Annotated in this window: 11 protein-coding genes and 1 tRNA gene; 10 read left to right on the forward strand and 2 right to left on the reverse strand. The window is 68.1% G+C overall.

Annotated elements, in window-relative coordinates:
- Positions 1–516: 516 nt before the first annotated feature.
- Positions 517–2,019 (reverse strand): zinc-dependent metalloprotease, encoded by a 1,503-nt coding sequence (locus GIY23_RS04780; protein ID WP_154075546.1) that lies wholly within the window; start codon positions 2,017–2,019, stop codon positions 517–519.
- Positions 2,020–2,193: 174 nt separating this feature from the next.
- Here GIY23_RS04780 and GIY23_RS04785 point away from each other — a divergent pair, with 174 nt between their 5' ends.
- The gene (locus GIY23_RS04785; protein ID WP_154075547.1) at positions 2,194–3,219 is read left to right on the forward strand and encodes a YlbL family protein; all 1,026 of its coding nucleotides are present in this window, start codon (positions 2,194–2,196) and stop codon (positions 3,217–3,219) included.
- 226 nt (positions 3,220–3,445) lie between these two features.
- Here the strand turns inward: GIY23_RS04785 and GIY23_RS04790 are convergent, their stop codons facing one another.
- Positions 3,446–3,988: a PPA1309 family protein gene (locus tag GIY23_RS04790; RefSeq protein WP_154075548.1), complete on the reverse strand. Its 543-nt coding sequence runs from the start codon at positions 3,986–3,988 to the stop codon at positions 3,446–3,448.
- A 210-nt stretch (positions 3,989–4,198) separates the two neighbouring features.
- On the opposite strand from GIY23_RS04790, the gene GIY23_RS04795 reads away from it, so the two are divergent.
- The 9 genes from GIY23_RS04795 to GIY23_RS04835 all read left to right on the forward strand — a co-directional run bounded on the left by GIY23_RS04795 (position 4,199) and on the right by GIY23_RS04835 (position 13,177).
- A complete protein-coding gene (locus GIY23_RS04795; RefSeq protein ID WP_154075549.1) occupies positions 4,199–7,126 on the forward strand; it encodes a UPF0182 family protein in 2,928 nt (975 codons plus the stop codon).
- Positions 7,127–7,237: 111 nt separating this feature from the next.
- Positions 7,238–7,314, forward strand: a tRNA-Met gene (locus GIY23_RS04800).
- A gap of 63 nt (positions 7,315–7,377) precedes the next feature.
- On the forward strand, positions 7,378–7,791 hold the full coding sequence (locus GIY23_RS04805) for a maleylpyruvate isomerase N-terminal domain-containing protein (RefSeq protein ID WP_267313252.1): 414 nt from the start codon (positions 7,378–7,380) through the stop codon (positions 7,789–7,791).
- A gap of 474 nt (positions 7,792–8,265) precedes the next feature.
- Entirely contained in the window at positions 8,266–8,763 is a 498-nt protein-coding gene (locus GIY23_RS04810; protein WP_154075551.1) for a PadR family transcriptional regulator, read from the forward strand.
- A gap of 70 nt (positions 8,764–8,833) precedes the next feature.
- Positions 8,834–9,940 (forward strand): peptide chain release factor 2, encoded by a 1,107-nt coding sequence (gene prfB, locus GIY23_RS04815; RefSeq protein ID WP_154075552.1) that lies wholly within the window; start codon positions 8,834–8,836, stop codon positions 9,938–9,940.
- Between the two features lie 112 nt (positions 9,941–10,052).
- Positions 10,053–10,742, forward strand: coding sequence for a cell division ATP-binding protein FtsE (gene ftsE / locus GIY23_RS04820; RefSeq protein ID WP_154075553.1), 690 nt, complete (start codon positions 10,053–10,055; stop codon positions 10,740–10,742).
- A 46-nt stretch (positions 10,743–10,788) separates the two neighbouring features.
- The gene (gene ftsX / locus GIY23_RS04825) at positions 10,789–11,691 is read left to right on the forward strand and encodes a permease-like cell division protein FtsX (protein ID WP_154075554.1); all 903 of its coding nucleotides are present in this window, start codon (positions 10,789–10,791) and stop codon (positions 11,689–11,691) included.
- A gap of 105 nt (positions 11,692–11,796) precedes the next feature.
- Positions 11,797–12,273 carry an SsrA-binding protein SmpB gene (gene smpB / locus GIY23_RS04830; protein WP_154075555.1) on the forward strand — a complete coding sequence of 159 codons (477 nt, stop codon included), beginning with the start codon at positions 11,797–11,799 and terminating at the stop codon, positions 12,271–12,273.
- 1 nt (position 12,274) lies between these two features.
- Positions 12,275–13,177, forward strand: a complete 903-nt coding sequence (locus GIY23_RS04835) for an amidohydrolase family protein (RefSeq protein ID WP_154075556.1) — start codon at positions 12,275–12,277, stop codon at positions 13,175–13,177.
- Positions 13,178–13,236: the final 59 nt, after the last annotated feature.

Raw genomic sequence — 13,236 nt, forward strand, 5'->3', positions numbered from 1 at the left:
CGCGAGGAGGGCGCTGAGAACCCGCGGGTGGTCCGGCTGCGTACCTGGTTGATCAGCGGCTGCGCCGCTACGACTCGAGGACGGGGCTCATGCTGAGAGTGCAATAGGGGTACTGGCGTGTGTGCCCTGAGAAGCTGTCTGTGGTGGTGGTCACCTGCCGGTGTCCCAGTTTGCCGCTCGCGGCGTTGGGGTCGCCTCGAGTACCAGTACGTACGCAGCGGCGGCCCCGGCCTTGCGAGCGACAACCTGCAACGCCGGAGCTTCTCACCGTGCTCGGGCTGAGCACGCGAGACCATGCCCTGACGGGCATCAGAACAAGAGCACAGACAAGCCCTTAGGGCACGCCTCATACGTGGTCAGCCTCGGCAGGGTGAGGGGCTCCGGCGTTCGGAGTTCGCGCCTCGTAAGGCAGGGCGTTCTCGCCGCGTACGCCTGGTACTCAAGAGGAGCTCAATGCCCGAGGCGCGAACTGGGGCGGCGATACCGGACCGCCTACCCCAGTTCCACAATGCCCTCTCAGTCCCTCGGGGTGTCCCCGGTCGAACCGTCGGCGTCCCCGTCCGAGTCGCTCTCGTCCGTGCCGTCCGAGTCGGTGCTCGCCGCACCCTCGTCGGCCCGCTCGCTCTCGGCCTGCTCGGCGCGACGGATCGCGGCGATCGGGTCGTCCAGGTCGGAGGACTCGGCGCCCCAGCGGTCCGCGAAGTCCAGCGGCTCGTCGAGGTCCTCACTGCCCGGCAGCAGGTCCGGATGGTCCCACACCTGATCACGGCTCTGGATACCGTGGCGCTCGGTGAGCAGCCGCCACAGCGACGAGGCGGCGCGGAGCCTCCGCGGCCGCAGTTCGAGCCCGATGAGCGTGGCGAAGGTCTGTTCCGCCGGGCCGCCGCTGGCGCGCCGCCTGCGTACGGTCTCGCTCAGCGCGTCCGCACCGGGCAGGCGCTCCCCGACGGCGTCGGTGACGACCACGTCGACCCAGCCCTCGACCAGGGCGAGCAGCGTCTCGAGACGCTGGAGCGCGGCTCGCTGCTCCGGAGTGTCCTTCGGCTCGAGCGGGCCGGAGTTCATCAGTTCCTGCATCGAACTCGGGTCCGACGGGTCGATCTTGCTCGCCATCTCCTCCAGCGAGGAGGTGTCGATGCTGATGCCGCGGGCGTACTCCTCGACGGTGGCGAGTAGCCGCTGCGCCAACCACGGCACGTGGCTGAACAGCCGGTGGTGTGCGGCCTCGCGCGCGGCGAGGAAGACGGTGACTTCGCTGGCCGGGCGTTCCAGCCCCTCCACGAAACGGTTGATGTTCGCTGGCAGCAAGGCGGCCGTGCCCTCCGGGCCCAGCGGCAGCCCGACGTCGGTGGAGGTGAGCACTTCACCGCCGAGCTGGCCGAGACCGTTGCCCAGCTGCGAGCCGAAGGTCAGTCCGCCCATCTGTCCGAGCATGCCCATCAGCGGGCCCGCCGCCTGCTTGGCCTCCTCCGGCATGGCTTCCAGCCACGCGTTCGACATCCGCTCCGCGATCGGGTCGGCGAGCCGCTTCCAGGTCGGCAGCGTCTTCTCCACCCAGTCGACGGACGACCAGGTCTGCGTCGCCCGGATGGCCGCGGGCAGTGCCGTTGCCGGGTCGAGCCACATCTCGGCGAGGCGGACCGACTCCTCGACGGCCTGCACTTCCTGCTGGCTGGGGCGTTCGGTGCGCTGGTTGCCGTGCAGCTGCTGGACGGCCATCTGCTGCGCGAGGTCGTAGTTGACCGGACTCTGGTCGCCGCCACCGCCGGACTGCGCATGGCTGAGTACCTGGCCCAGCTGGGTCAACATCTGGCCCAGCTGCGACATGTCGAAGTTCGGCATCCCGCCGGAGCCGCCCGGGCCGCCGGGCAGGCCCGGGATGCCACCGAAGCCGAAGCCGAAGGGCGGCTCGTTGCCGGAGCCACCTGAGTCGCCGGAGCCGGAACCGCCCTGCGACGACTCGCCCTTGTCGCGGTCGTCGGGATCTTGCGGGCTGAACCCGAACGGCACGTCGCTCATGTGGTCCACCGTACGCGGCAGGTCCAGGTCGGGCGTACAACACCGCCCCGTCGGGTGCCTGTTTCGGCGCTGGGCGAACGCCGCCGGCGGCGACCGGGCCGAGGACCGCAGGAGATCGGGGAATGCACCCCGCCCGAACCGGCCGGCGCGCCCCGGCACGTACCCTGTCGTCTCGTGACTCGCCGAACGTGGACGCTGCTGACGAGCGTCGTTCTGGTCGTGGTGTGCGGGCTGCTCGGCGCCTTCGTGCGAGTGCCTTTCGTGGCACTGGGGCCGGGACCGACGTACGACACGCTCGACGTCGACGGTGACGTGCCGGTGATTCGCGTCGAGGGTCAGCAGACCTTTCCGACGGACGGTGACCTGCGGATGACGACCGTGTCGGTCACCGACCAGTTGTCCCTGTTCGGGTCGCTGGGCCTGTGGGCGAGCGGACGGTACGCGCTCGCGCCGCGCGAGGTGTACTTCCCTCCGGGCAAGACCGAGGCCGAGATCGAGCAGGAGAACACCGAAGCGTTCAGCGACTCCCAGACGACGGCCGAGACCGCGGCACTCCGGCACCTCGGATACCCGACGAAGGTCATCGCGGGGGAGATCGTCCAGGGTAGTCCGTCGGCAGGCGTGATCGAACCGGGCGACGAGTTGATCAGCGCGCAGGGGCAGCCGGTGACATCGGCGCAGTCGCTGCGCGAGGCGATCGCCGGAGCGAAGCCGGGGGACCGGGTCGAGCTGCGGTTCCGGCACGCCGACGAAGCCGAACGCACCGCGCAGATCCAGCTCGCGCCCCGGGAGGACGACCCGTCGCAGGGCTTCCTCGGGATCGGCGCCAGTGAGCAGCCCGACGTGCCGTTCGACATCGAGATCAGCCTCGCCGACGTCGGAGGCCCCTCGGCGGGCCTGATGTTCACCCTCGCGATCGTGGACAAGCTGACGCCGGGTGCGATCAACGGCGGTCAGGCCGTCGCGGGCACGGGCGAGATCGACCCGGCGGGCAACGTCGGCCCGATCGGCGGGATCCCGTTCAAGATGCTCAAGGCCCGCGAGGACGGTGCGACGACGTTCCTGGTGCCCGCCGGGAACTGCGCCGAGGCCAAGGCTCAGACACCGGAGGGTCTGCAGCTGGCGAGGGTCGGCACGCTCGATGACGCGCTCAGCGCGCTCGAGGCGCTCCGTGACGGCCGCGCGCCCGCGAGCTGCTGACGTTCCCCACCGCAGAGTGTTCGAGGGTGCGCGGGTCGGTCTGCGTGGGTGGTTCTGTAGCGGAACCTCACCTCGCGGCTGGCTGCGGGATCGTCGACATCGAGTAGCGCCCTACGCCACGTCGACGCTGTCCTCGCCAGCCACGAGGTGAGAACCCGCCGGTGGCCGACCTGCGTAGCCGACGGGGAAAGCCGTGCCTGCGCGCAACTCTCAATCCGCGCGCCACCTATTCCGCGAAGGTGCCGTGCAGCGCGCGCAACAGGTTCGGTGCCAGCGTCCGGTCCTCGACGAGGTCCCCCGCGCCGTCGTCGCCGGGGGTGCGCAGCCGCATCAGGCACGCTTCCTCTTCGGTGCGGAGCACGCCCGCGACCAGTCGAGCCTCCTGCCGGTGCGGGTGCTCGGCCGCGACCTCCCGAGCCTGCTCGGGGTCCTCGGGCAGGTCTGACTCCGCTTCCGGAGGCAGCACGACGATCTCCTGCACCAGTGCACACCCGGCTACCTGCTCGGGCCAGCTGATCCGCGACAGCGCCTCCCCGAGGTCTTCCGACGGCAACGACTCCTGCGCGATCGGGGTCAGCTCCGTCGCCTCGCCGAGCTGATCGGCCAGCTCGGGTTGAGTCGAGAGCAGCTGCTCGGTCGGCACGAGAGCGAACATCTGGGCGGGCTGGTCCCAGCCGGCGGAGCCGACGAACTGCTCGATCTCCCGGATCGCGCTCGCGAGCGAGGACTGGCCGTGGGCAGCGGGGCCGTCGGGGGTCTCGGAAGGCATGGCCCGCATGGTCGCACTCCGGCGTGTCGGACCGGTGACCGGCACCGCAGCGCAGCGCCGTGTGTGGTGTCCGCTTCACCCCTTTTTCGTGGGGACGGTGCCGGGAACCCCACCCCAGGCCGTAGAGTTGACATCACGGGTGGCCTCGTGTGACCGCGGACACTCGGCACCTCGGTCCGACGAGCTTCATCTGGAGTGTGCGCTGTGGCCATGCGGCCCCCGGTAGGAATGCCGAAGTTGTCCCGACGGAGCCGGTTTCTGTTGATTCTGGGCGGTGTCGTGCTGCTCGCCCTGATCGTCGGATCCCGCCTGATCGGCACCTACGTCGACTGGTTGTGGTTCGGCGAGGTCGGCTACCGCGGCGTGTTCACCACTGTCGTGCTCTCGCGCATCGTGCTGTTCCTGGTGATGGGGCTGTTCGTCGGCGGGGTGCTGGCGCTGAACCTGTGGCTGGCGTACCGGTCGCGGCCGGTGTTCGTGCCCGTCACGGGCCCGGACGATCCGCTGGCGCGGTACCGCACCGTCACCACCGAGCGCTCGAAGCTCTTCGGCATCGGCATCCCGGTCGTCGTCGGCCTGCTCGCCGGACTCACCGCGCAGACCGACTGGCGGACCGTGCAGCTGTTCCTGCACAGCGTCCCGTTCGGCAAGACCGATCCCGAGTTCGGCCTCGACATCAGCTTCTACACGTTCCATCTGCCGTTCTACGGGTGGCTGCTCTCGTGGGGCTTCGTGGCCGTCACCGTCGCGTTCATCGGCGCGCTGGTCACGCACTACATCTTCGGCGGCATCCGGCTTGCCGGTCGTTCCGGTCAGCTCTCCAACGCCACGCGCGTCCAGCTCGCGATCCTCGCGGGCATCTTCGTCCTGCTCAAGGCGGTGGACTACTTCTTCGACCGGTACCAGCTGCTGCTGTCCAACCGGAACCAGCTGTTCACCGGTGCCACCTACACCGACCTGAACGCCCTGATGCCCGCGAAGCTGATCCTGCTGTTCATCGCGGTGTTCTGCGCGATCGCGTTCTTCGCGGCGGTGTTCCTGCGTAATCTGCAGATCCCGGCACTCGCGACAGTGCTGCTGGTGTTGTCCAGTGTGCTCATCGGCGCCGTGTGGCCCGCCCTGCTCGAGCAGTTCTCGGTGCGCCCGAACGCCAACCAGCGTGAGGCCGAATCGATCGAACGCAACATCGCCGCGACCCGGGACGCGTTCGACATCGGCAAGGACAAGGTCAACGTCCAGGACTATCCAGGCACCACCGAACTGGGGCCCTCGGAGGTCGCAGCCGACCAGGGCACGATCCCGAACATCCGGCTGCTCGACCCCAACGTGCTGTCCGAGACGTTCACGCAGCTGCGCCAGCAGTACAACTTCTACGGCTTCAACGACAAGCTCGACATCGACCGCTACCGCGACGAGAACGGCAGACTGCAGGACCACCTCGTCGCCGTACGCGAGATCAACACCGATGGCCTCGCCGCGAACCAGCAGTCCTGGATCAACCGGCACACCGTCTACACCCACGGCAACGGGTTCGTCTCCGCCCCGGCCAACCGCGTCGACCGCTCGCAGCAGGACGGCGAGGGCGGTGCCGCGACTCAGGGCGGGTACCCGGTGTTCAGCGTCAGCGACGTCGCCAACAACGGCCAGGGCAGGATCCCCGTCGACCAGCCCCGCATCTACTACGGCGAGTTGATCGACGACTACGCCATCGTCGGTGGTGAGCCGGGCGCCCCGCCGCGCGAGTACGACACTGATACTGAGTCCTACACCTATACCGGCCAGGGCGGGGTGCCGATCGGCGGCTGGTTCAACCGACTGGCCTTCGCCGCGTTCTACGGCGAGCGCAACATCCTGTTCAACCAGGCGATCGGTGCCGAGTCGAAGATCATCTACGAGCGCAATCCCCGGGACCGCGTCCAAGAGGTCGCGCCGTGGCTCAAGATCGACGGCGACCCGTACCCGGCGGTGGTCGACGGTCGCGTCAAGTGGATCGTCGACGGCTACACCACCCTGAACAACTACCCGTACTCGGAGCAGACCGAGCTCGGCGAGGCCACCAACGACACGCTCAGCGGCGTCGAGCGGCAGCCCGATCAGCAGATCAACTACATCCGCAACTCGGTCAAGGCCACGGTCGACGCCTACGACGGCAACGTCGAACTCTACGAAACCGACCCGAACGATCCGGTCCTGCAGGCGTGGAAGGGTGTGTTCCCCGGTGTCGTCAAGCCGGAGAGCGAAATCTCGCAGGAGCTGCGCAACCACTTCCGCTATCCCGAGGACATCTTCAAGGTGCAGCGCAGCCTGCTCACCGAGTACCACGTCGACGACCCGCAGGAGTTCTACGCGACGCAGACGTTCTGGGAGGTCCCGCCGGATCCGACCAGCTCCGGACAGGGGGGTGACGGCGACTCCGGCAACCAGCAACCGCCGTACTACCTCGTCGCCCAGGTCCCCGGTCAGCGAGAGCCGACGTTCCAGCTGACCAGTGCGCTCACCGCGCTGCGGCGACCGAACCTGGCGGCGTGGGTGTCGGCGTCGTCGGATCCGCAGACCTACGGGCAGTTCACGGTGCTGCGATTGCCCACGCAGACGCAGACGCCAGGACCCGTCCAGGTACAGCGGCAGATGGAATCGACGCCGCAGGTCAGCCAGAACCGCACGCTGTTCAACAACCCCGCCGTGCGGCCCCTGTTCGGCAACCTGCTCACGTTGCCGGTCGCAGGTGGGCTGCTCTACGTCGAGCCGATCTACATCCAGCCGAACAACGAGAACGCCTACCCGCAGCTCGCGCGTGTTCTCGTGTCCTTCGGTGGCAAGGTCGGTTTTGCCGAGACCCTCGACGGCGCGCTGGAGCAGGTGTTCGGCCCCGGCGCTGGGGACAACACCGGCGACACCGAACAGGGTGATCAGCAGGCCGGCGATCAACAGAACGGCCAACAGCAACAGCGCCCGCCGGGCACTCCGCCACCGAACCAGGGTGACCAGCAGACGCAGGCCTCGGTCGACGAGATCCAGAACGCGCTGGAGAGGGTGCGTGCCGCGCAGCAGTCCGGGAACCTGGGTGAGCTCGGTCAGGCGTTCCAGGAGCTCGAGGACGCGACGCGCCGGTTCGAACAGGCCAACGGCGGAGGCTGACGTCCGTCCGTGGTGGCCGTGGGCGGTGTCGTCCGCGTCCACCACGGTTCGGGCACCCCGGTGCGTCGGCCTTCGGCCCGTCGCGTAGGCTGGGGACACAACGCAAGACGGCGCGGGGTGGAGCAGCTCGGTAGCTCGCTGGGCTCATAACCCAGAGGTCGCAGGTTCGAATCCTGTCCCCGCTACCACAACGGAGGTCCCTCGCCACGGCGAGGGACCTCCGTTTCTTCGTGTCGATCCGTCGCGAGCCGATGATTCTCGGGTGCGCCGACGGCCGTCATCCCCGGAGGACGATTCCCCGGGAAGTCTCTGTGATCGACTTGAAGCCCGCGTGTACTGCGATGACGAGCGTGCTCGCGCACGACGGTGAGTCCCAGCTCGATGCCCGCACGCGCTGCACCGAGTTCGCGGTGCGTGACCTCATCGACCATGTTGCCGCCGTCGCACATGGATTCAGCGCCCTCGCCCGCGCCGAGGCCGACGCGACCACGATGCTCACGACCGCCGAACTCCGAGGTGCCTGGCTAGCGACCGTCGCCGAGCATGTGCGCGACTTGGGCGCGGCGTGGGACGACCGGGCTGCGTGGCCCGGAACCTCGACGGGCGGCGGCGTGGAACTGGCGAACGAGGTCTGGGGGCGGATCGCGCTCACCGGTGTGACGTAACGCTGGGGAAGCGTTGCCGGCCCACGCCTGAATGCAATGCGCGGAGCGTCCGTAGACCGTGCATTGGTCCGAAATGCGGTTGATCTGGCGGGACGCCAACGCCTGAGCTCGGTCGCCGGTTTCGCTTCCTCCGCGAACTTCGTTCGTAGCCAGCTCGTGCGCATTGCCGTTCCCGCTCGCTCGCTGTGCCGCCCGGCGTCCCGGCCCGGTCATGAGAAGGGTGCGGTGTGGGCCGTCCGGGTGGACACTGGAAGCAGCGGAGAACACCAGACCGGGCGGACAGGAGTGCCCGACCGGGGCATCGTGGCGCGTCGACGGTGGCTCGCTGTCATCGGAGGCTGTGCCGACCGAGGTGTCCGAGGCCGTGGACCGCCGAACGGGCGCCGACCGCACGGAGCAACGTCATCTCCACCACTGTGGACAGATCTGGCGACCACTGTGGACAGCATGCCGTCGGCGTGGCACTGTGAAGGGGTGACCGAGTTGAATGCCACCTCCGCCGCCCTGCTGGGACTACTCCACGAAGGTCCGAAGACCGGTGGGCAACTGGTCGCTGCCGCCACCGAACGCTTCGGGGGCTTCTTCAGCGTGACCCGCAGCCAGGTCTACCGGGAGCTGCCCTCGCTCACCGACGACGGCCTTCTCAGGCTGGGCAAGCAGGGACCGCGTTCCAGCCAGCAGTACGTGATCACCGCCGCGGGCAAGCGTGCCTTCAAATCGTGGCTGAACACGGAGCCGGGCCCGGACAACGTGCGCAGCCCGCTCATCCTGCGTCTGGTGTACGCGGCGTCGCTCACCCCCAAGCAGCGGGCGAGCCTGGTGGAGTCCGCGCGGGCCCAGTACACGGAGAAGCTCGACGCGGCCAAGGCCGCGGCCAAGGCCGCCGACGATCCGTACGCCAAAGCGGCGGCCGACTTCACGGTCTCGCACAACCGCGCGGTGCTGAAGCTGCTCGACGCCATCCCCAAGTGATCGCCGGTTCCCTGGCGACCGGGCCCGTCCGCGTCGGCGGCCCCTGCGGTGTGACGTACCCTTGAGTGCCGTGAGCGCCGACGCAGCAGACCTCAAGGAACTGTCCACGACCCTCGAAGGCATCGAGGCCGTGATGGACGTGGAGGCTCTGCGCGCCCAGATCACCGAGTTGGAGACCGAGGCCGCTCGTCCGGACCTCTGGGACGACGTGGAGTACGCCCAGAAGGTCAGCAGTCGGCTCGTCCACCGGCAGTCCGAACTCCGCAAGGTCATGAGCCTGCGGCAGCGGCTCGAAGACCTCGAGGTGCTCTACGAGCTCGGCGCCGACGAGGACGACCCGGACAGCGTCGCCGAGGCCGACCAGGAGCGGGTCGCGCTCAAGAAGGAACTCGACGCGTTCGAGGTCCGCACGCTGCTCTCCGGCGAGTACGACGAGCGTGGCGCCGTCGTCACGGTCCGTGCCGAGGCGGGTGGGGTCGACGCCGCCGACTTCGCCGAGATGCTCATGCGGATGTATCTGCGCTGGGCCGAACGTCACGGCTACCCCACCGAGGTCTACGACACCTCCTACGCCGAGGAAGCGGGCGTGAAGTCCGCGACGTTCCGCGTGGACGCCCCCTACGCCTACGGCACGTTGTCGGTCGAACAGGGCACCCACCGACTCGTGCGGATCTCCCCGTTCGACAACCAGGGCAGGCGCCAGACTTCCTTCGCCGGCATCGAGGTGCTTCCCGTCACCGAGGAGACCGACCACATCGAGGTCTCCGAGAAGGACATGCGGATCGACGTGTTCCGCTCGTCCGGGCCGGGTGGGCAGAGCGTCAACACGACCGACTCGGCCGTGCGCATCACCCACGTGCCGACGGGAATCGTCGTCTCCTGCCAGAACGAGAAGTCGCAGCTGCAGAACAAGGCCGCGGCGATGCGCGTGCTGCAGGCCAAGCTGCTCGCCCGCCAGAAGGAGCAGGAGCAGGCGGAGCTGGACGCGCTCAAGGGCTCCGGGTCGAGCTGGGGCAACCAGATGCGTTCCTACGTGCTGCACCCGTACCAGATGGTCAAGGACCTCCGGACCGACTACGAGGTCGGCAACCCGGAAGCGGTCTTGGAGGGCCAGATCGACGGCTTCCTCGAGGCCGGCATCCGGTGGCGCCGTCAGCAGGACGCCGAGACGGCCTGAGCTGGGCGTGACGGCGGCGTGACCAGCGACGCCGCGACCAGCTGCGATCAAGCTCGGAACAAGGACGGGTGAGCTGACGTCCCCCGAACGGGCGCAGGTAAACTTCCCGCTCGTGATCCGGCTCGAACACGTGTCCAAGACGTACAAGACGTCGACCCGACCCGCCCTCGAGGACTGCTCGGTGTCCGTCGACAAGGGCGAGTTCGTGTTCCTCATCGGCCCCTCGGGGTCGGGTAAGTCGACGTTCCTGCGACTGCTGTTGCGTGAGGACGTGCCCAGCCGGGGACGAGTGTTCGTCGCCGACTGGAACGTCGCCAAGCTCCCGCGGCGCCGCGTCCCGAGGCTGCGCCAGCGCATCGGCTGCGTCTTCCAGGACTTCCGCCTGCTGACGAACAAGACCGTCGCCGAGAACGTCGCCTTCGCCCTCGAGGTCATCGGCAAGCCCCGGCACACCATTCAGAAGGTCGTGCCCGAGGTGCTGCAGCTCGTCGGCCTCGACGGTAAGGCCGACCGCATGCCGCACGAACTCTCCGGTGGTGAACAGCAGCGCGTCGCCATCGCCCGTGCCTTCGTCAACCGGCCGCTGGTGCTGCTCTGCGACGAGCCGACGGGCAACCTCGACCCCGACACCAGTCAAGACATCATGCTGCTGCTGGAGCGCATCAACCGCACCGGCACCACCGTCGTCATGGCCACCCACGACCACTCGATCGTCGACTCGATGCGTCGCCGCGTCGTCGAACTCAGCCTCGGGCGGGTCATCCGCGACGACGCGCGCGGTGTCTACGGCGTCGGCCGCTGACGACCTCCCCCGATCCCCGAAACCCCGCCAGGAAAGCTGACACAAGATGCGCGCGAGCTTCGTATTCAGCGAGGTCGTCAACGGCCTTCGTCGCAACGTCACCATGACGATCGCGATGATCCTGACGACCGCCATCTCGCTGGGCCTGCTCGGTGGCGGTCTGCTGGTCGTCCGCATGATCGACACGATGCAGGAGACCTACCAGGACCGGGTCGAGGTCGTCGTGTTCATGACCGACGACGTCAGCGCCAACGACCCCAACTGCGACCAGCAGCCCTGTTCCGACCTCAAGTCACAACTGGAGACCACCTCCGGTGTGCAGTCCGTGGAGTACGAGAACCGCCAGCAGGCGTTTGAGAACTTCAACAAGGTGTTCGAGTCGCAGCCCGAGCTGCGCGACGTCGCCCGCCTGGATGCCATGCCCGCCTCGTTGCGGATCAAGCTCGCCGACCCGGAGCGGTTCCCCGCGATCCAGGCGGAGTTCACGGGACAACCCGGTGTGGACAGCATCGTCGACCAGGCCGAATACCTGGACCGGCTCTTCGACGTCCTCAACGGTGTCCGAAACGCGACGTTCTCGATCGCGCTCGTGCAGGCGATGGCGGCGCTGTTGCTGATCTCCAACACGATCCAGCTGTCCGCGTTCACGAGACGGACCGAAACGGGGATCATGCGGCTCGTCGGGGCGACCCGGTGGTACACGCAGCTGCCGTTCCTCTTGGAAGCCGTCGTCTCCGGACTCATCGGTGCGGCGCTCGCCATCGGTGGCCTGCTCGTCGCGAAGGCGACGTTCATCGACTCGATCATGGCACCCGTGTTCGGTACCGGGATCATCCCCGAGATCGGCTACTCGGACATCGCGTTCGTGGCACCGATCCTGGTGCTGGTGGCGACGGCGATCTCGGCGGTGACGGGATACGTGACCCTCCGCCTCTACGTCAGACTGTAGAACCGGTGCGAACGGCACTCTCGCCTCGTCACGTGGGGTGAAAGTGCCGTTCGCCTCGTCGGCTGCGGGGGATATGCGCTGGCGTCAACGGTTAGGCTTTCGGACATGGTGAAGGAACGTGGGCGGAAAGTGATCGCGCAGAACCGCAAGGCGCGACACAACTGGACGGTGCTCGACACCTACGAGGCCGGCCTGTCCCTCACCGGCACCGAGGTGAAAAGCCTCCGCCAGGGCAGGGCTTCCCTCGTGGACGGCTTCGCGACCGTCGACCACGGCGAGGTTTGGCTGCGCAACATCCACATCCCCGAGTACACCGAGGGCACCTGGACCAACCACGAGCCGCGCCGCTCCCGCAAGCTCCTGATGCACAAGGGCGAAATTCTGCGCCTAGTCGGCAAGATCAAGGAGAGCGGCCTGAGTCTCGTGCCGCTGTCGCTTTACTTCTCCGACGGCAAGGCGAAGGTCGAACTCGCCCTCGCCAAAGGCAAGAAGGCGCACGACAAGCGCCGCGACCTCGCCGAGCGGGACTCGCAGCGCGAGATCGAGCGCGCGATCGGCCGGGCGCGCAAGGGGCATCGCTGACGTGACGTTGCCTGAGCCGCCCCGCGCCGATGCCGACGTGCCGCGATGGCTCGACCAGCTGGGGCTCGACCGGCTCGTCGACATCCACACGCATTTTCTGCCGGAGCGGATGCTGCACAAAGTGTGGGCGTACTTCGACCAGGCGGGCACTCATTACGGGAGACCGTGGCCGATTCAGTACCGCTCGGACGAACAGACGAGGCTGCGAGCGCTCTCCGATCTCGGCGTCGGGGTGTTCGCGCCACTGGTGTATCCGCACAAGCCCGGTATGGCCGCGTGGCTCAACGAGTGGGCGGTGGACTTCGGTACCCGCACTCCCGGCGCGGTGCCGACCGCGACGTTGTATCCGGAGCCCGGGATCGTCGACTCCCTGTCGACCGCGCTCGATCACGGCGCCCGGTGCATCAAGGTCCACGTCCAGGTGGGTGCGTTCGATCCGCGCGATCCGCTGCTCGCCAAGGCGTGGGGACTGATTGCAGAGGCACAGGTCCCCGTGGTGATCCACTGCGGACACGGCCCGTTGCGTGGCGACTACACCGGGCTCGACGTGTTCGAGTCCGTGCTGCGTGAACACCCGGCACTCGTCACGGTTCTCGCGCACTCGGGGATGCCGGAGTACGGCGCGGCGCTGCAGCTCGTCGAGCGGTATCCGAATGTCTACCTCGACACGACGATGGTCGGCGTCGCGTTCACCGAGGACCTCATGCCGCTGCCGGAGGACTGGTCGGAACGGCTCGCCGACGTTCCGGAACGGATCGTGTTGGGCAGCGATTTCCCCAACATTCCCTACGCCTACGCCGAACAGCTCGACGCGATCGCCGGATGGGCCGAGAACGAGCGGCTCGGAGTGCCGTTCTTGCGTCGCGTGCTGCACGACACTCCGGCGAGACTGCTGGCCGTGTAACACATATCACGCGCCGCGCTCCTGGCCAGTGGGAAACCGACTGGCCCCGGATCGCGGAC

This window comes from Allosaccharopolyspora coralli, assembly GCF_009664835.1.
Classification (GTDB): Bacteria; Actinomycetota; Actinomycetes; order Mycobacteriales; family Pseudonocardiaceae; genus Allosaccharopolyspora; species Allosaccharopolyspora coralli.

Coding starts and splice junctions, on each gene's coding strand:
- GIY23_RS04780 (WP_154075546.1), bottom strand. CDS start 2,019: ATGAGCGACGTGCCGTTCGGGTTCAGCCCGCAAGATCCCGACGACCGC.
- GIY23_RS04790 (WP_154075548.1), bottom strand. CDS start 3,988: ATGCCTTCCGAGACCCCCGACGGCCCCGCTGCCCACGGCCAGTCCTCG.
- GIY23_RS04795 (WP_154075549.1), top strand. CDS start 4,199: ATGCGGCCCCCGGTAGGAATGCCGAAGTTGTCCCGACGGAGCCGGTTT.
- GIY23_RS04805 (WP_267313252.1), top strand. CDS start 7,378: ATGATTCTCGGGTGCGCCGACGGCCGTCATCCCCGGAGGACGATTCCC.
- ftsX (WP_154075554.1), top strand. CDS start 10,789: ATGCGCGCGAGCTTCGTATTCAGCGAGGTCGTCAACGGCCTTCGTCGC.
- smpB (WP_154075555.1), top strand. CDS start 11,797: ATGGTGAAGGAACGTGGGCGGAAAGTGATCGCGCAGAACCGCAAGGCG.